The sequence below is a fragment of the Bacteroides sp. AF29-11 genome (assembly GCF_003602895.1).
Classification (GTDB): Bacteria; Bacteroidota; Bacteroidia; order Bacteroidales; family Bacteroidaceae; genus Bacteroides; species Bacteroides uniformis.
Genome location: NZ_QTLY01000002.1, coordinates 588,803 through 606,912 on the forward strand (window position 1 = coordinate 588,803; position 18,110 = coordinate 606,912).

Consider the following 18,110-nt stretch of genomic DNA (forward strand, 5'->3'; position numbering starts at 1 on the left):
AGATTTGAAAATTATCAATTATCAACGGTCAATTCTCCATTCTCATAATCTCCTCTCTCTTTTGATACCTCGTAGCCTATCCCTTTCAGTTGTTCCTCCAATTTTTGCAAACCTTCTGCCGCTTCGGCACCCGCAGAAGCTTTGTTATCATAAAGGGAGTACTTCGTCCGCTGATGAGAAGGCGAAAGATTAGGCATCACGACATTGGCGCCAGCCAATATTCCCCGTTCCCGTCCGTCCGGAGCAAGTGTGGCCAGGGCAGTGGTAGCAGGTATCAGTGCCGCGGGATGCATCAGCCGGAAGATAGAAAGCAACTTCAGCGTCAACTCCATATCTCCCGGCGGAAAAGAGGCAAACGGAGTATCGTGATGCGGAAGAAAAGGTCCCATGCCTATCATCTCCGGCTGAAACCGTTCGATGAAGAGAATATCTTCTACCAGATGGTCCACCGTCTGGTAAGGACTGCCTACCATGATTCCGGTTCCCACTTGATAGCCTATCTCTTTCAGCCAGTCCAAGCATTGCAACCGATGGGAAAGGGACATCTCAGCAGGATGAAGCCGGTGATAATGCCCTTCGTTGCAGGTTTCGTGCCGCAACAGATAGCGGTTGGCACCTGCCAGGAAGAAACGTTCGTAGGCTTCCCGCGATTTTTCGCCCAAAGATAAGGTAATGGCACAATCCGGGAAGGATTGCCGGATGGCGGCAACTGTCTCCACCATCCCCTCATCCTTCACCGCCTGCGCTTCGCCCCCTTGCAGCACAAAGGTTCGAAAGCCCAACCGATAGCCTTCATGGCAACACGAAAGAATCTCCTCCTGCGCCAGTTCATAACGGACTATGTTCCGGTTCTCCTTCCGTATGCCGCAATAGTAGCAGTTATTGCGGCAACGGTTGGTTATCTCAATCAGTCCGCGAATGAAGATTTTATTGCCAAAGCGGGCAAGCGCTTCTTCCCGGGCAAGCTCCTGCAGGTAGGCTGCAAGTTCTGTGTCCCGGCAAAGAAGCAAGGCTTTATACTCTTCGGCATCCAGCCTGCGATTGCTCCGCAGTTTGTCAATCAAATATTTCAATATGTTTCCTCTCTCTTAGCCAACTCTTGTGTCAACTGACGCTTTCCGGCAGCTATCTCATTGTGTGCACACGGTCCGGTGATGCAACCACCCTCGCATGCCATCACTTCGATGAACTGTCCCGGAGCCTTACCGGTTTTGGCATAAGCACGCAGCGAACCGATAGCCTTCTTATCCAGATTAGCCACCTGCACGGCATTGATTTTATCCGCTTCTTCTTTCAGATAAGCCTTCACAGCACCCATCACACCGCCTGCCTGGGCAAAGCCATGTGCCTCGCGCACGGAAGTGAAACTCATGGAATAGGGCTTCGCCTGCTCCATCTGAATATCCAGTCCGGCAAACACGGAAGCCATCTCCTCGAAAGTCATAATGAAATCCACCGCTTCGTCACGCTGCGCCTCTTTACGCTTGGCTACGCACGGACCGATAAAGACCACCTTTGCATCCGGATACTTCTCCTTGGCAATGCGTGCGGCATAGTACATCGGCGAACCGGTGCCCGACACGTAGGGCTTCATGGCAGGAATATGCTTGTTCACCAGTTCTATATAAGACGGGCAGCAGGAAGTCGTCATAAACTTCTGTCCCTCTTCCAACTTCTCAATCAGTTCGTGCGCCTCGTTGCTGACGGTATCCATCGCACCTTGCGCCACCTCGATGACATCCGTAAAGCCCACTTGTTTCAGTGCGCCATACACTTGTTCAATAGTCGTCTTGAACTGCCCCAGAATGGACGGAGCCACGATAGCCACCACCTGCTCACCCTTACGGATTCTGTGCAACACGTCGAACACTTGCGATATTTCGAAAATTGCTCCGAATGGACATGCATTGAGACACTTTCCGCAATAGATACATTTGCTTTCGTCAATATGCTCTATCCCCTTCTCATCCTTACTGATGGCTTTCACGGGACAAGCCTCCTCACAAGGTACGGGAATATAAACAATGGCATGGTAGGGACAACTCTTATGGCAGATGCCACAACTGATACACGCATCATGGTCAATCCATGCCTGCCCGCTCTCCTTGACGTGCACTGCCTTCTTGGGACAATTTACCTGGCAACTGCGTGCCGTACATCCGCGGCAGAGGTTCGTAATCTCGTAGTTAATCTGCACACATGCCGAACAAGCTTCGTCAATCACACACATGATGTTGTCTTTCGGCCTGCCATTTTCCGCTCTGTCCAATGCACGGGCAGCGTACTCCGACAAGGGGGTCAGCTCATCCGTCTCGTCCTCCATATCGAGTCCCAGAAGCGGCAATGACTTGTACTTCCACACCGCGCGCTCTTTGTGCACACAGCAGCGTCCCGCGTGCTTGGACCTCTTCGGACTCAGCTCGATGGGCAGCCGGTCTATTTTATCCACAAGTTCGTTGTTATTCCACAGCTTTACCAGTTCCTTCAGCAATCTGTGGCGGACAATCATAATGTTGCTCGTAAATGCCATAATTTTTAAAATCAGAATTAGTTAGTTCGGTAACGGTCTGCAAAGATAACGATTGTTTCACAAAAAAGGCTTAACTTTACACCCCAAACAGTATAAATACAACCGATATGTTTACCATAAGAAAAGCAACGACAGCAGACTGCGCACTGATTCAGAAACTTGCGCAGCAAATATTTCCCGTCACGTATAAGGATATCCTTACTCCCGAGCAGACCGACTACATGATGGAATGGATGTATTCATTGGACAATATCCGTAAACAAATGGAAGAGGAAGGCCACGTCTATTTCCTGGCTTACGAAGAATGTGAAGCGGCGGGATATGTGTCCGTACAGCAGCAAGGAGAAGATTTATTCCACCTGCAAAAGATTTATGTGCTCCCCTATTACCAGGGTGCACATTGCGGCAGTTTCCTCTTTCGCGAAGCCATCAAGTACATCAAGAAAGTGCATCCCGGCCCTTGTCTGATGGAATTGAATGTGAACCGTAACAACAAGGCACTGCAGTTTTACGAACATATGGGAATGCGGAAACTCCGTGAAGGGGATTTCCCGATAGGAAACGGATATTACATGAATGACTACATCATGGGACTGGAAATCTGAGTCCCGGCATTAAAAGCCCTCCAAAAACTAAAGGCTGCGCAGTTCATTACGAACATTGCGCAGCCTTTAGTTTTATCTTTCGTTTCCGATTACTTCGCCACCTTTTCAAGCCATTTCAGCATGAACAGCATGGTGAACATGGAAATGCAGCACGCTACTACAAATACCGTCCACGTCATCCAGATAGGAATACTTTCGTAAAGGATAGCACCGATAACGAGCAACTGATTACCAATGGCAGTAGCGCCGAGCCAACCGCCCTGCATGATACCCTGATATTTGGGAGGAGCCACCTTGGACACGAATGAAATGCCCAACGGAGAAATGTACAATTCGGCAACAGTCAATATCAGATAGGTAACCATCAGCAACAGCGGAGTCACCTTCACCGGAGAGGTACCCAAAGCGATTATATCCTTGTGCATCGGCAAGTTGCTTACATAAGAACCGATAGCCATTATAAGGAAGCCGGTGGCAGCAATACCCATACCGATGGCAATCTTCCGCGGAGTGGAAGGCTCTTTACCCTTGGCACGCTGTGCTGCAAAGACAGCCATGATGACCGGTGTCAGAGATACAACGAAAATCGGGTTCAAAGACTGGAACAGCTCAGCTGAAATAGCCATGCCGAATAAATTCAAATCTGTATATTCCTTGGCAAAATACGTCAGTGTCAACCCATTCTGATGGAACGAGAACCAGAAGAAAATTACCACACCGAATACGGCAAACAATGCATACATGCGCTGTCTTACCTCTTGTGCGCTCATCTCCACTGCAGTGGCATCGCCCGCTTTTGCAGCCACCTTCTTGCTGGGATCGGGGAATTTCTTTCTGTTGATGACGAAAATTACCAAAGAGAGAACCATAGCCAAGATAGCTACACCGAATGCATAATGGAAACCGGTGGTAAACACGTTCAGATATTCATTGGCAAATACCGTCATATCCGTTACGGGTGTTCCGGAAATAGTGGCTTTCGTTGCCAGTGCACTATAAGTGTCCACAGCTTCGGGAGTCAGCGTTCCTGCCAGATGTCCGTGGCAAAGGGCAGGCAGGTCGGCATCATAATTGTAGCCGAATGTGGACAGCCACCAGTTACGTACGCCTACTGCAGCAAACGGAGCAAAGATGGCACCTACATTGATGAACATATAGAATAAGGAGAAACCGGAATCACGCATGCTGGAATATTGGGGATTGTCGTACATCTGCCCTACCAGCGCTTGAAGATTTCCCTTGAAAAGACCATTTCCGAAAGCAATGACAAACAAGGCCGCACAAGTAATCACCAAAAACAAGGTTTTATTGGCAACCGGTGTAGGAGACGGGATGGCAAGCATCAAGTAGCCTACCGCCATCAGGACAATACCGGCAAAAATGGTACCTTTGTAATTACGGGTCTTGTCGGCAATAATACCACCTATCAATGCAAGAATGTAAATAGAAAAATAAAATGTTGAGTAGATCAAACCTGCCTCTTTTCCATCCAGTCCGAACTTGGCTTGCAGAAAAAGTACAAGAATGGCCATCATGGTATAAAAGCCGAAACGCTCGCCCAAATTAGCAAAGGATGCGGCAATCAGACCTTTAGGGTGTTTGTTGAACATAAAAATTAGTTTTTAGAATTAGTAATTGGATTGATTTCTTGAATAATTCCTGCAAATATATAAATTCTATTGAATATTTCCTTATAAAATTAAAATATCTCGGCAGAAATAGAAGATTTATTCATTAAAAAGAACACAAACTTCTGCACGCACTTCTTTTACCAAATCCTTCGGGTCCAGTTTAAGCTGCAAACCACGTTGTCCGGCACTGATATAGATATACGGAAACCGTAGGCACGTTTCATGGATATAGGTAGGGAAAGGCTTCTTCATGCCGATGGGCGAACAACCTCCGCGGATGTAGCCCGTCAGAGGTAAAAGTTCCTTAACCGGAATGAGGTCACACTTCTTGTTGCCCGATGCCTTTGCCGCCAGTTTCAAATCCACTTCGTGCTCACCCGGGATGACGCAGACAAAGTAGCCGGATTTATCGCCGTGAAGAATAAGTGTCTTGAACACGCAGTTGATGTCCTCGCCCAAACTGGCGGCTACATGTACGGCGCTCAAATCGTTCTCATCCACCTCGTAGGGAATGAGTTCATAGGCTATCTTGGCTTTGTCGAGCAGCCGCGCTGCATTCGTCTTATTAATTTTCACCATAACAAGTTACAAAATTAGTAATTAGTAATTATCCCCCAGCTCTTCACGCAGGAATTTCGGAGTATAGCCTTTCTCGCTCTTCGCCACCTCTTCGGGTGTTCCGCAGGAGAGGAGTTCCCCTCCCCCCTTGCCACCTTCGGGACCCATATCAATGATGTAGTCCGCCATCTTGATGACATCGAGATTATGCTCTATGACGATGACGGTGTTTCCTTTGTCAACAAGTTTGTTCAGTACATTCATCAGTACGCGGATATCTTCAAAATGAAGTCCGGTGGTAGGTTCGTCGAGGATATAGAGTGTCTTGCCCGTATCACGCTTGGAGAGTTCCGTAGCCAACTTTACGCGCTGGCTCTCACCTCCGGAGAGCGTGGTGGAGGACTGTCCCAGCTTGATATAGCCCAATCCCACTTCCTGGATAACCTTAATCTTATTCAATATCTGGGGCACATTCTCGAAGAACTCCACCGCACGGTTGATGGTCATATCCAGCACATCGGCAATGGACTTGCCTTTAAAGCGCACTTCCAGCGTCTCGCGGTTATAGCGTTTGCCGTGGCACACCTCGCAAGGCACATACACATCCGGCAGGAAATTCATCTCAATGCATTTGTAGCCGTTGCCCTGGCAAGCCTCGCAGCGTCCGCCACTGACGTTAAAGGAGAAGCGTCCCGCCTTATATCCACGTATCTTCGCTTCGGGCAAGCCGACAAACAGATTGCGGATATCGGAAAACACACCGGTATAAGTGGCAGGATTGGAACGCGGCGTTCGTCCCAAAGGAGACTGGTCCACATTCACCACCTTGTCTATATATTCCAGCCCTTCAATACTGTCATAGTCCAAAGGATCCTGCAGTGAACGATAGAACTTCTGCGAAAGAATAGGCTGCAACGTCTCGTTGATAAGCGTGGACTTGCCACTGCCGGAAACACCGGTAACGCAAATCAGCTTGCCCAGCGGGAACTCTACATCCACATTCTTCAGATTATTACCCTTGGCGCCACGCAGCCACAGACTGTGTCCATTGCCCTCGCGACGCTTGGCAGGCACCTCAATGGCACGCTCACCATTCAAGTATTGGGAAGTCAGCGTATGCGTCCGTAGCATTTCACGGGGAGTACCGGCAAAGACAACATCCCCTCCCAGCCTACCGGCTTTCGGCCCCATATCAATGACATAATCGGCGGCGAGCATCATATCCTTGTCATGCTCCACCACAATGACGGAGTTGCCAATGTCACGCAGTTCCTTCAAAGAGTGTATCAAGCGCTGGTTGTCGCGTTGGTGCAGGCCGATACTCGGCTCATCCAATATATACAGCACATTCACCAGCTGTGAACCTATCTGCGTAGCCAGGCGGATACGCTGGCTTTCACCACCGGAAAGGCTGACGGAACTACGGTTCAGCGAAAGATAATCCAGACCGACATCGAGCAAAAACTTGAGCCGCGTACGGATTTCCTTCAGGATTTCACCGGCAATCTGCTGCTGCTTGCTGCTGAGATGCGGGTCTACGGCAGATAGCCAGTCATACAGCTCGCTAATGTCCATTGTGGACAGTTCGTAGATGTTCTTGTCGTGGATGCGGAACGAAAGCGCTTCCTTGTTCAGCTTGGCGCCATGGCACTCCGGACAAACGGCAGTCTTGGCAAACTGGTCCGCCCACTTCTGCGCCGTGGCGGAAGCATCCTTCTCTTGCAACATCTGAATGTATTTGATGACACCCTCAAACGTCACGAAGTAGTCGGAAGAGGTGCCTATCAGCGAACTCTTTATCTTGATGCGCTCGTCCGAGCCGTAGAGCACCTCGTCCAGTGCATCCTCCGGCAGCTCCTTCACCGGAGTTTTCAGCGTTGCCTCATACTTCTCCAGCAAGGCGGTAATCTGCCAGAAAATCATGCTGTTCTTGGCTTTCCCCAAGGGTGCGATGGCACCTCCGGCGATGGAGAGCTCACGGTCGGGAATCACCTTGTCGATGTCAATCTGGCTCACCACCCCCAGCCCTTTGCACTTGGGGCATGCGCCCTGCGGGGAGTTGAAGGAGAAGTTGTGCGGTGCCGGTTCCCGATAGGACAAGCCCGTCACGGGACACATCAGCCGCTTGCTGTAATGGCGCACGCTGTCGGTCTGCGCATCAAGTATCATCAGCAGCCCGTCGCCCTGGCGCATGGCGGTGGCTACGCTGTTCTTCAGGCGCGTGTCGTCCTTATCTGCCACCACAAGCTTGTCTATCACTACCTCCACATCGTGGTTTTTGTAGCGGTCCAGCTTCATACCGGGCAGGGCTTCGCGCACCTCGCCGTCCACACGCACGTAGAGGTAGCCCTTCTTGCGCACCTGCTCGAAAAGCTCCTTGTAGTGTCCCTTACGCCCCCGCACCAGCGGGGCAAGGATGTAGATGCGCTTTCCTTTATAGTCTTTCAGAATGAGGTCCAGTATCTGCTCTTCGGTGTACTTCACCATCTTCTCGCCCGAGAGATAGGAGTAGGCGTCGCCGGCGCGGGCATAGAGCAGACGCAGGTAGTCGTACACCTCGGTGGTGGTGCCCACGGTGGAGCGCGGATTCTTGTTGGTGGTTTTCTGCTCGATGGAGATAACCGGGCTCAGTCCCGTTATCTTGTCCACATCCGGACGCTCCAGGTTTCCCAAGAAGTTACGGGCGTATGCCGAAAAAGTCTCGATATAGCGGCGCTGCCCTTCGGCAAAGATAGTATCGAATGCCAGCGAGGACTTGCCGCTTCCGCTCAGTCCGGTAATCACCGTAAGGCTGTTACGGGGAATCTCGGCATCGATATTCTTAAGGTTGTGCACGCGCGCACCATATACATTGATATATTCTGTTTCTTCTTGCATGTTAATTTATCCTATCGTTTTAACTGCAAAAATAACTGTTTCCCCCCGAATATCAGCCGAAAAGCGCTATTTTTCAGTTTTGAAATGCACAATATTATTTCTTAACGCAATCCTTTGGCAGAAATGCCACAATATTCGTACCTTTGCAGCTACTTTGGGAAATTGTAAACATAAACCAACGATTACTGAATGAAAACGATTAACCGCATTATCTGCTCCCTGCTGCTTGCCGGCGCATGCACGCTGGGTGCAGTGGCACAAGAGAACCAATCTTATTTCCTGCATACCATCGAAAAAGGACAAAGTCTCTACTCCATCGCCAGCATGTACGGCGTCAGCCAGGCAGACATCATCAAACTGAATCCCGGCAGTGACGAGAGAATATTCATCGGACGCACGCTGCGTATCCCCCGCAGTGCCGCCAACGCACAAAAAGAAACATACCACACCATCGCATCCGGCGAGACCCTCTACCGGCTGACTGTGAAATACAACGTATCTGCCAAAGCCATCTGTGACGCCAACCCTGGACTGAGCGCCGAGAATTTCCGTATCGGACAAGTCATCCTCATTCCCTCTACAGCCGAAGCCGAGACCACTGCCCCAGCTGAGACCCAAAGCAACACTGTGGTTGCCAACAACAATATTCCCGGCCCCGTAGAGTCACGATGCCGTGACATGCACAAGGTGAAACGGAAAGAAACCGTATTCAGCATCAGCCGTGAATACGGCATCAGCGAAGCCGAACTGATAGCCGCCAACCCGGAATTGAAAGGTGAAAACAAAATAAAGAAGGGAACCTTCCTCTGCATTCCCTATCCCAAGGCGCAAGCGGAGCAAAGCGCGCAGCCGCAGGCAATGCCTACCGACAGCGAGCTATTCCGTGAAAACAAGAAAGAGACAGAGCGCTTCAGCACCATCAAGGCTGCCGTCATCCTCCCCTTTTTGGACGGGGTATCGAAGAGTGAGTCCTCCCGTATGGTGGAATACTACGAAGGCCTGCTGATGGCCGTAGACAGCCTGAAACGTACCGGCACTTCCATTGACTTGTACACTTACAATTCGGGCCCCGAAAGTGCCTCGCTGAACTCCATTCTGGGCAAAAGCGAGATGAAGGACATGGACATCATATTCGGGCCTCTGTACCAACAGCACATCGAGCCGCTGGCCGAATTTGCCAAGAAACAAGACACACGTCTGGTGATACCATTCACATCGAAAGACAACACGGTATTCCAGAATCCGGCGGTCTATCAGATAAATACTCCCCAATCCTATCTGTACTCCGAGGTGTACGACCACTTTGTGCGCCAGTTCCCCAACGCCAACGTCATCTTCATTGAAGCCAGCCAGGGCGCCAAGGACAAGGCAGAATTCATCAAGGGACTGAAAGACGAACTGCGCAACCGTTCCATCCCGATGAAGAGCCTGAAAGAGGATGTCACTGTAGAATCCCTGAAAACAGTATTACGCACGGACCGTGAGAATATCTTCATCCCCACATCCGGCAGCAACCTGACATTGATTAAGATACTTCCCCAACTGACGCTGTTGGTACGCGAGCAACCCGAAAGCCGTGTCCATCTGTTCGGCTATCCGGAGTGGCAGACCTACACCAAAGACCACCTGGAAGCCTTCTTCGAACTGGACACCTATTTCTATTCCTCTTTCTATACCAACAACCTGCTTCCTGCCGCCATCAACTTCACCAAGAGCTACCGCAGATGGTATGGCAAGGAGATGGACGAACGCTATCCCAAATTCGGCATGTTAGGCTTCGATACCGGTTATTTCTTCCTGAAAGGACTTGCGCGCTATGGCTCTTCCTTCGAGAAGAACATGCAGGGGCTGGACCTGGTGCCCATCCAGACCGGCTTCAAGTTCCAACGGGTAAACAACTGGGGGGGCTTCATCAACAAGAAAGTGTTTTTTGTGCACTTCACCAAGAATTTTGAGCTGGTGAAGCTGGACTTTGATTAATGATTAGGGATTAATGATTAATCATCTGATAATCCACTATATAACTATTAACTCGTAGCTTGTAGCTTGTAACTTATAACTTATAGCATGAACCTGAGAACAATCATCATATTCGCCCTGCTGATGTGTGCATGTATATTGCCCCTGCATGCGCAGGTGGGCGAGCAACGCCACAACTTCGCTGTGGGCGTCAATGGAGGCATCAATCTGAATAGCGTAAGCTTCTCTCCCTCTGTCAAGCAGAAGAATCTGATAGGCATCAACGGTGGTGTGACAGCCCGATACATCTCCGAGAAATATTTCAGCATGATTTGCGGTGCACAAATCGAGCTGAACTTCTCGCAGCACGGTTGGGACGAGTACTATGAGGACTATCCCACACTGAGCTACACACGCACCATGAACTATGTGGAAATACCCTTCCTGGCACATCTGGCCTTCGGCAAGGACCGCGGTCTGCAATTCTTCATCCATGCCGGTCCGCAGATAGGCTTCCTGCTTGGCGACAGCGAAAAGATAGACGGCGACTGGGACGGCACTGTAGCAGACTCCTACACCAACATCACCGTGGAACAGCACGGCAAGGCCATAGACAACAAATTCGACTACGGCATTGCAGGCGGAGCAGGCATAGAGCTGCGCACCAAGGCAGGCAATTTCATTGTAGAAGGAAGATACTACTATGCTTTGTCCGATTTCTATGGCAGCACCAAGAAGGACTTTTTCTCACGCTCCGCACACGGAGTCATTACGGCCAAGGTAACTTATCTCTTTGACTTGAAGAAGTAATGCTTGTAGGGAAACACCCGTTTCACTCGTAGGAACGACTATCTCCTCTAATGGGAACAGTATAATGGGAACGGCTGAACCCCAAGCAGAAACGATAAAAAAGGCAGACCACGTATCCCGAATGAAATACGTGGTCTGCCTTTTGTTATTATCAAGTAGATAAACCTTCTTATCTTCTTAAACGGTCTGCAGCCTTCACCATCACCTCATCTTTGTAGATGGCACGGAAGGCCAGATAGTTGAGGATGATGGCTACCACCGGAAGGCAAAGCGCCCATCCAAGCTGGAAAGCCGTGGCATCCAAATCGCCCTTCAAAATAAACATAAATACGCAGAAGGCTATGTAGTAACCTATCAGCAGGATGCTGCTGAAAATCGTCATGCGTATTTGTAACATACGGTTACGGAAAAGGAATATCGTACAGAAGGCAACCAGTGCACTGAGCAGCAATATTCCGAACAAGCCCCAAGTAGACTGAAATCCTCCGTCGGCCAAAGCCACTCCCAGAGGCTTGAAAACATGCGCCGTCACTCCGTCCGCTCCGATGAACTGTCCTACGGGCATGCAGATGGCCACAACCAGCAGGACGGTTACCAACAACAAATAAACAGATTGAATACGCTGTATCATTACTGCAATTTTTCTTTTTCCTTAGCCGGATTGCGATAATAAATCTTACCTTCCACATACTCTTGTGTTGCAATCAATGTCGGCTTCGGCAGTTTTTCGTAATAGCGGGAAATCTCAATCTGTTCCCGGTTTTCGAACACTTCTTCCAGATTGTCATTGTAAGAGGCAAACTCAGCAAGCTTTTTGGAAAGGTCGTTCTTGATTTCCACACTAATCTGGTTGGCACGTTTTCCGATAATCGCTACGCTTTCGTATACATTACCGGTATCCTCACACAACTCCATCATATCACGGGTCACCGTAGTAGTAGGAGCATTTGTCTTTCTGTAATCCATAAATTTATCTATAGTATTAATTACAAATTATTAATTACTAATTACTCTTGTTCTTCGCCTCCCTCGCCCAGCATTTTCTGTGACTCCTTGAAGATTCGGTCGGCTTCCTTCGTATACTTGCTTTCAGGGAATTCGTTTTTAAAGGCATAACATTCATCCACCGCTTCACGGTAACGTTCGGCTCTTCTATCTTCCACACTATACACAGCCAACTCATACTTGGCACGCAAGATAAGAATGGATAAATCTTCACGTAGGTTGGTATAGGGATAATCCTTCAAAGCATTCTGCGCAGTGATAACGCAAGCCTGATAGTTGTTGCCCAGATAATTACCCATATTATAATAAAGTTTTGCAGACAGATACTCCTTCATCACCAGCTTGTCCTGCAAGGCAAATATCATGTTCTGCGCTTCTTCTTTCTTGGAACTTTGCGGGAAGTATTCCATAAACATCTGCAACTGCTGGATGGCACTATACGTACCGGATTGGTCCAAACGCGGCTCCGGAGTATCCAAATATAGAGCTTTACCGGCATGGAAACGTGCCAGTTCAGTGAATGTGCCGCGGGGATAAACGTTGTAGTATTGAATGAAAGTCTGCGCAGCAGTCTGATAATCCTTTTGGTTATAGTAACTCATGCCCAACATATAGAGGGATTCCTCTGCCTTATCAGTACCTTTGAGAATGGCAATCAATTCGTTGAGCAAAGTGGCAGCACGGTTGTACTGGCCTTTTGCGAAGTAATTTTTTGCCGCTTCGTACTTGTATTCGTAATCTGTGCTTTTCAGCAATTTGTTGTATTCTCCACACGAGGAGAGCAGCAATGCTGCAAGCAGAGTTATTAGGATGTTCTTCTTCATTACTTTTGTTCAAATAATGCGCAAAGATAGGGGTTCGCATCGAATAAAGCAACGATACGAGCCTTAATTTTTCAAAAACCAGACGAACGGGCAGGAATTAGGGATGAATGGTGAAAGATTAGGGATGAGGACTATGCAGGTTGATAGCACAGTCACTAATCACTAATCCCTAATCCTTCCTCCCTAATCCTTCGTTTTCACAGTTTATAGAGTTCGCTTGCCGCCAGCAAATCGACCTTTTTTTCTGTCAATACACGGATACAGTTATCCATGTCGTTGGGACGAATGATGACATTGGCCGTTTCACCATTGGCAAAGGAATACATGTACTCGATGAACACGCCTTCATCGGAGAGGAAACGGAGTACTTTCGCCAATGAACCGGGGATATTGGGACAACTGATGCCTACTACATCCGTTACGTTCACTGCGAAGTGATTATCTTTCAAAGCCTTATATGCTTTATCCGGTTCGGAAACAATGCCACGAAGGATACCGAAATCGGCATTCTCTGCAATACATAGAGCAGAAAGGTTGACACCTTCTTTTGCAAGAACTTCAGTCACCTCTGTGAGGCGACCGGACTTGTTCTCCAGAAAAATGGAAAGTTGTTTTGCTACCATAGGTTTATTTACGATTTGACAATTTACGATTTACCATGTACAATGTACAATTTGGCGATTTACAATTTGCGGTTGTCGATAACGCGCTTGGCTTTACCTACGCTGCGCTCAATACTGCGTGGTTCTACCAAACGGACATCTACGCCGAGACCGAGTACGCTCTGCAGGCGGGCCACAAGCTTCTTCTTCAGAGCCAGCATCTTGTTGATTTCGTCGGAATAGTATTCGGGACGAACTTCAACCTGCAACTCCATGGTATCGGTATTGTTCTTGCGGTCTACCAGCAAGAGGTAGTGAGGCTCGAACTCCGGCATTTCGAGGATAACGGACTCTATCTGCGTGGGGAACACGTTGACACCACGGATAATCAGCATGTCATCACTACGTCCCAAGATGCGGTCCATACGAACCAGTGTACGTCCGCAGGAGCACTTATCGTAGTGCAGGGCGGTGAGGTCCTTGGTACGGTAGCGCAACAGCGGCATCCCCTCTTTGGTAAGGTGAGTGAACACCAATTCGCCGGTTTCTCCAGGGGCAACTGGTTCGAGGGTCTTCGGGTCTACAATCTCGGGGAAGTAATGGTCTTCATTGAGGTGGGTACCGTGCTGGCACTCGCATTCGTAACCTACACCGGGGCCGGCAATCTCACTAAGCCCATAAATATCAAATGCCTTGATACCCAGCTTGGTTTCAATATCCCGACGCATACTTTCGGTCCACGGCTCGGCGCCGAAGGCTCCCACTTTCAACTTAAACTCTTCACGGGGAAGACCGGAGTCTTTGATGGCATCTGCCAGATAGAGGGCGTATGAGGGCGTGCAGCAAAGTACGGTAGAACCGAAATCATGCATCAGTGTAATCTGCTTCTCCGTATTGCCGCTGGACATCGGGATGACGGAAGCGCCGATATTCTCGGCACCGGCATGCGCACCCAGTCCGCCGGTAAAAAGTCCGTAACCGTAGGACACCTGGAAAATATCCGAGCTACCGGCACCATAGGCGGTAAAGGCCCGTGAAAGGCATTCGGACCATGCTGAAAGGTCTTTTCGGGTATAGCCTACCACAGTGGGTTTTCCGGTTGTGCCGGAAGAGGCATGAATACGCACAATCTGGCTCATAGGTACGGCACAGAGGCCGAAGGGATAATTGTCCCGCAAGTCGTACTTGGTAGTAAAAGGCAGTTTTACAATATCATCTATACTGTTTATGTCATCGGGAGTAACTCCCAGTTCCTGCATTTTCTTACGATAAAAAGGAGTGTCATGATACACACGCTCCACAGTCTTTTTGAGACGAATGCTCTGGATTTTACGAAGGCTTTCGCGATCCATGCATTCGATGCTTTCATTCCAAATCATGTTCTTCGTTGTATTACAATTATTAATGGTTGTTATCAATATAGCTGCAAAGTAAACAAAAAAATTTTGTTTATCTCAAAGATTTTACCGAATATTGCCGCTTCTAAGAAGAGAAAATGAACAAATTCGAACTGACATCCGCCTACCAACCTACCGGTGACCAGCCGGAAGCCATCGCACAGCTGACCGAGGGCGTGCATGAGGGACTTCCTGCACAAACATTACTCGGTGTCACCGGGTCCGGAAAGACATTCACCATAGCCAACGTCATTGCCAACATCAACAAGCCAACGCTGATATTGAGCCACAACAAGACGCTGGCTGCCCAGTTGTACAGCGAGTTCAAGGGATTCTTCCCGAACAATGCCGTAGAATACTATGTGTCCTACTACGACTACTATCAGCCCGAAGCCTACCTGCCATCATCGGACACCTATATAGAAAAAGACCTCGCCATCAACGACGAGATAGACAAGTTGCGCCTTGCCGCCACCTCTGCCCTGCTTTCGGGCAGGAAAGATGTAGTGGTGGTATCCTCCGTTTCGTGCATATACGGCATGGGGAATCCGGCAGACTTCTACAACAACGTCATCGAAGTACAGCAAGGCAAGAATTTCAGTCGCAATGTCTTCCTGCGACGCTTGGTGGACAGTCTTTATGTACGCAACGACATTGACCTGAACCGCGGCAATTTCCGCGTGAAAGGCGATACGGTGGACATTTATCTGGCTTACGCCGACAACTTGCTGCGCGTCACCTTTTGGGGAGACGAGGTAGACAGTATTGAGGAAGTGGACCCTATGAGCGGCGTTACCGTCGCCAAGTTCGATGCCTACAAGATTTATCCCGCCAACCTCTTCATGACCACCAAGGAAGCCACGTTGCGTGCCATACACGAAATAGAGGATGACCTTCACAAGCAGGTGCAATGGTTTGAAAACGAAGGCCGCCCATTCGAGGCCAAACGCTTGCAGGAACGGGTGACCTATGATATGGAAATGATACGCGAATTGGGACATTGCTCCGGCATTGAAAATTATTCTCGCTACTTTGACGGGCGTGCTGCCGGTACCCGCCCCTACTGCCTGCTGGACTTCTTCCCCGAAGATTTCCTGATAGTCATTGACGAAAGCCACGTCAGCGTCCCGCAGATACGTGCCATGTACGGAGGTGACCGCGCCCGCAAGATAAACCTAGTGGAGTACGGATTCCGCCTACCGGCTGCCATGGACAACCGCCCGCTGAAATTCGATGAATTCGAAGAGATGGCCAAACAAGTGATTTACGTCAGCGCCACACCGGCAGACTATGAGCTGATGAAATCCGAAGGCATCGTAGTAGAACAAGTCATCCGCCCGACGGGACTGTTAGACCCCATTATTGAGGTGCGTCCCAGCCACAACCAAATAGACGACCTGATGGAAGAAATCCAAGCACGCATCGAGAAGAACGAGCGTACCCTCGTCACCACCCTCACCAAACGAATGGCTGAAGAACTGACGGAATATCTGCTGAACAACAACGTGAAGTGTAATTATATCCACAGCGACGTAGACACTTTGGAACGTGTGAAGATTATGGGTGACTTGCGCGAGGGCATTTACGATGTACTTGTCGGTGTCAACCTGCTGCGTGAAGGACTCGACCTGCCTGAAGTCTCTCTCGTTGCCATTCTCGATGCAGACAAGGAAGGTTTCCTTCGTTCCCACCGCTCACTGACACAGACTGCCGGACGTGCCGCCCGTAACGTGAACGGTATGGTCATCATGTATGCCGACAAAATAACGGACAGCATGCAACTGACCATCGACGAGACCAACCGCCGTCGCGAGAAGCAGTTGAAGTACAACGAAGAGCACGGCATCACACCACAGCAAATCAAGAAAGCCAAGAACCTCAATGTGTTTGCCACCAACGAGGCTTCCGGCGAAGCCGTCCTCAGCAGCGAGAAGTTCACTTCCAGCACTCCCCGCCCCTATGTGGAACAAGAAAGTACATCTACGATGGCTGCCGACCCTATAGTACAGTACATGAGCCGCAAGCAACTGGAAAAGAGTATCGAACGTACCAAGAAGCTTATGCAGGAGGCTGCCAAGAAACTCGATTTTATCGAAGCCGCACAGTATCGGGACGAGGTGCTGAAGATGGAGGAATTGCTGAAAGAAAAAGACGAGTAAGGGATTTCACCTCTTTTTCTCAAACTATACTCCCCTCCTTTTGTTATTCTATGAAACAGAGTATTAATTCATAAAGACAAAAGCGAGATGAATAAACCAATAAAGACAATAGCTGTTGCACTGGCTGCCATAGCCTCCATGAGTGTGCAACAAACAGAAGCGTGTACCCGAGCCACCTACATCGGTCCTGACAATACAGTCATTACAGGACGTACGATGGACTGGAAAGAAGACCTTATGAGTAACATCTATGTATTCCCACGAGGCATGCAAAGGGCAGGCTACAACAAAGGGAATACAGTGAACTGGACTTCCAAGTACGGTAGCGTCATTGCCGCCGGTTATGACATAGGTACCTGCGACGGTATGAACGAGAAAGGTCTGGTTGCCAGCCTGCTCTTCCTTCCGGAGTCCGTTTACCACCGCCCGGGAGACAACCGCCCGATTATGGGCATCAGTATCTGGACGCAATACGTACTCGACAATTTTGCAACCGTACGCGAAGCTGTGGATGAACTGAAAAAAGAATCCTTCCGCATTGATGCACCAGACCTGCCCAACGGAGCCGCTTCCACCCTGCATCTGGCCATCACAGATGAAACCGGAAACACGGCTATCCTGGAATACATAGACGGAAACCTTGAGATACATGAAGGCAAGCAGTATCAAGTAATGACCAACTCTCCCAAATATGAACTCCAGCTGGCTATCAACGACTATTGGAAAGAGGTAGGCGGACTGAATATGTTGCCGGGAACCAACCGCTCCAGTGACCGCTTTGTACGCGCATCGTTCTACATCAATGCCATTCCGCAAACAGCGGATGCAAAGATTGCTGTACCCAGTGTATTGAGCGTAATGCGCAATGTTTCTGTACCGTTCGGTATCACCACACCGGACAAGCCCCATATCTCCTCCACCCGTTGGCGTTCTGTATCCGACCAGAAGAACAAAGTATATTATTTTGAGTCCACACTGACCCCTAACTTGTTCTGGCTCGACCTGAAGAAAATCGATTTTAGCCCGAATGCAGGAATCAAGAAACTCTCACTGACAAACGGAGAAATCTATGCCGGAGATGCCATAAAGGATTTGAAAGACAGCAAAGGATTTGTATTTCTTTTCCAGACGCCGGTAATGTAGCACAGCCCCT

General features: G+C 49.2%; 15 protein-coding genes. 5 read left to right on the forward strand and 10 right to left on the reverse strand.

Going from position 1 to position 18,110, the window contains the following annotated elements; translation table 11 throughout:
• Positions 1 to 14: 14 nt before the first annotated feature.
• Both hydE and DWZ03_RS05225 read right to left on the reverse strand, forming a co-directional pair.
• Positions 15 to 1,073: a [FeFe] hydrogenase H-cluster radical SAM maturase HydE gene (gene hydE / locus DWZ03_RS05220; RefSeq protein ID WP_118274039.1), complete on the reverse strand. Its 1,059-nt coding sequence runs from the start codon at positions 1,071 to 1,073 to the stop codon at positions 15 to 17.
• On the reverse strand, positions 1,070 to 2,530 hold the full coding sequence (locus DWZ03_RS05225) for a monomeric [FeFe] hydrogenase (protein ID WP_120028635.1): 1,461 nt from the start codon (positions 2,528 to 2,530) through the stop codon (positions 1,070 to 1,072). The genes hydE and DWZ03_RS05225 overlap by 4 nt, the downstream gene beginning before the upstream one ends.
• Positions 2,531 to 2,637: 107 nt before the next feature.
• On the opposite strand from DWZ03_RS05225, the gene DWZ03_RS05230 reads away from it, so the two are divergent.
• The gene (locus DWZ03_RS05230; RefSeq protein ID WP_008663324.1) at positions 2,638 to 3,135 is read left to right on the forward strand and encodes a GNAT family N-acetyltransferase; all 498 of its coding nucleotides are present in this window, start codon (positions 2,638 to 2,640) and stop codon (positions 3,133 to 3,135) included.
• Positions 3,136 to 3,224: 89 nt separating this feature from the next.
• Here the strand turns inward: DWZ03_RS05230 and DWZ03_RS05235 are convergent, their stop codons facing one another.
• The 3 genes from DWZ03_RS05235 to uvrA all read right to left on the reverse strand — a co-directional run bounded on the left by DWZ03_RS05235 (position 3,225) and on the right by uvrA (position 8,201).
• Positions 3,225 to 4,745 carry a peptide MFS transporter gene (locus tag DWZ03_RS05235; RefSeq protein WP_118264202.1) on the reverse strand — a complete coding sequence of 507 codons (1,521 nt, stop codon included), beginning with the start codon at positions 4,743 to 4,745 and terminating at the stop codon, positions 3,225 to 3,227.
• A gap of 117 nt (positions 4,746 to 4,862) precedes the next feature.
• Positions 4,863 to 5,342: a Cys-tRNA(Pro) deacylase gene (gene ybaK, locus DWZ03_RS05240; protein WP_035458018.1), complete on the reverse strand. Its 480-nt coding sequence runs from the start codon at positions 5,340 to 5,342 to the stop codon at positions 4,863 to 4,865.
• 24 nt (positions 5,343 to 5,366) lie between these two features.
• Entirely contained in the window at positions 5,367 to 8,201 is a 2,835-nt protein-coding gene (uvrA, locus tag DWZ03_RS05245; protein ID WP_120129084.1) for an excinuclease ABC subunit UvrA, read from the reverse strand.
• A gap of 189 nt (positions 8,202 to 8,390) precedes the next feature.
• Between uvrA and DWZ03_RS05255 the strand changes: the two genes are divergently transcribed.
• A complete protein-coding gene (locus DWZ03_RS05255; protein WP_120129086.1) occupies positions 8,391 to 10,181 on the forward strand; it encodes a LysM peptidoglycan-binding domain-containing protein in 1,791 nt (596 codons plus the stop codon).
• Between the two features lie 87 nt (positions 10,182 to 10,268).
• A complete protein-coding gene (locus DWZ03_RS05260) occupies positions 10,269 to 10,970 on the forward strand; it encodes a porin family protein (protein ID WP_120129088.1) in 702 nt (233 codons plus the stop codon).
• A 169-nt stretch (positions 10,971 to 11,139) separates the two neighbouring features.
• On the opposite strand, the gene DWZ03_RS05265 is transcribed toward DWZ03_RS05260, so the two are convergent.
• The 5 genes from DWZ03_RS05265 to DWZ03_RS05285 all read right to left on the reverse strand — a co-directional run bounded on the left by DWZ03_RS05265 (position 11,140) and on the right by DWZ03_RS05285 (position 14,780).
• Positions 11,140 to 11,601 carry a DUF4293 domain-containing protein gene (locus DWZ03_RS05265; RefSeq protein ID WP_005836580.1) on the reverse strand — a complete coding sequence of 154 codons (462 nt, stop codon included), beginning with the start codon at positions 11,599 to 11,601 and terminating at the stop codon, positions 11,140 to 11,142.
• On the reverse strand, positions 11,601 to 11,936 hold the full coding sequence (locus DWZ03_RS05270) for a DNA-directed RNA polymerase subunit omega (RefSeq protein ID WP_005825356.1): 336 nt from the start codon (positions 11,934 to 11,936) through the stop codon (positions 11,601 to 11,603). The genes DWZ03_RS05265 and DWZ03_RS05270 overlap by 1 nt, the downstream gene beginning before the upstream one ends.
• A gap of 41 nt (positions 11,937 to 11,977) precedes the next feature.
• Complete coding sequence (locus tag DWZ03_RS05275) at positions 11,978 to 12,799, reverse strand: outer membrane protein assembly factor BamD (RefSeq protein WP_005836575.1); 822 nt, start codon at positions 12,797 to 12,799, stop codon at positions 11,978 to 11,980.
• A gap of 197 nt (positions 12,800 to 12,996) precedes the next feature.
• Positions 12,997 to 13,422, reverse strand: a complete 426-nt coding sequence (locus DWZ03_RS05280; protein ID WP_005825359.1) for an amino acid-binding protein — start codon at positions 13,420 to 13,422, stop codon at positions 12,997 to 12,999.
• Between the two features lie 59 nt (positions 13,423 to 13,481).
• A complete protein-coding gene (locus DWZ03_RS05285; protein ID WP_005825361.1) occupies positions 13,482 to 14,780 on the reverse strand; it encodes a phenylacetate--CoA ligase family protein in 1,299 nt (432 codons plus the stop codon).
• A 116-nt stretch (positions 14,781 to 14,896) separates the two neighbouring features.
• On the opposite strand from DWZ03_RS05285, the gene uvrB reads away from it, so the two are divergent.
• The gene (gene uvrB / locus DWZ03_RS05295) at positions 14,897 to 16,957 is read left to right on the forward strand and encodes an excinuclease ABC subunit UvrB (RefSeq protein ID WP_044467628.1); all 2,061 of its coding nucleotides are present in this window, start codon (positions 14,897 to 14,899) and stop codon (positions 16,955 to 16,957) included.
• Positions 16,958 to 17,044: 87 nt separating this feature from the next.
• Positions 17,045 to 18,100 (forward strand): linear amide C-N hydrolase, encoded by a 1,056-nt coding sequence (locus DWZ03_RS05300; RefSeq protein ID WP_044467629.1) that lies wholly within the window; start codon positions 17,045 to 17,047, stop codon positions 18,098 to 18,100.
• Positions 18,101 to 18,110: the final 10 nt, after the last annotated feature.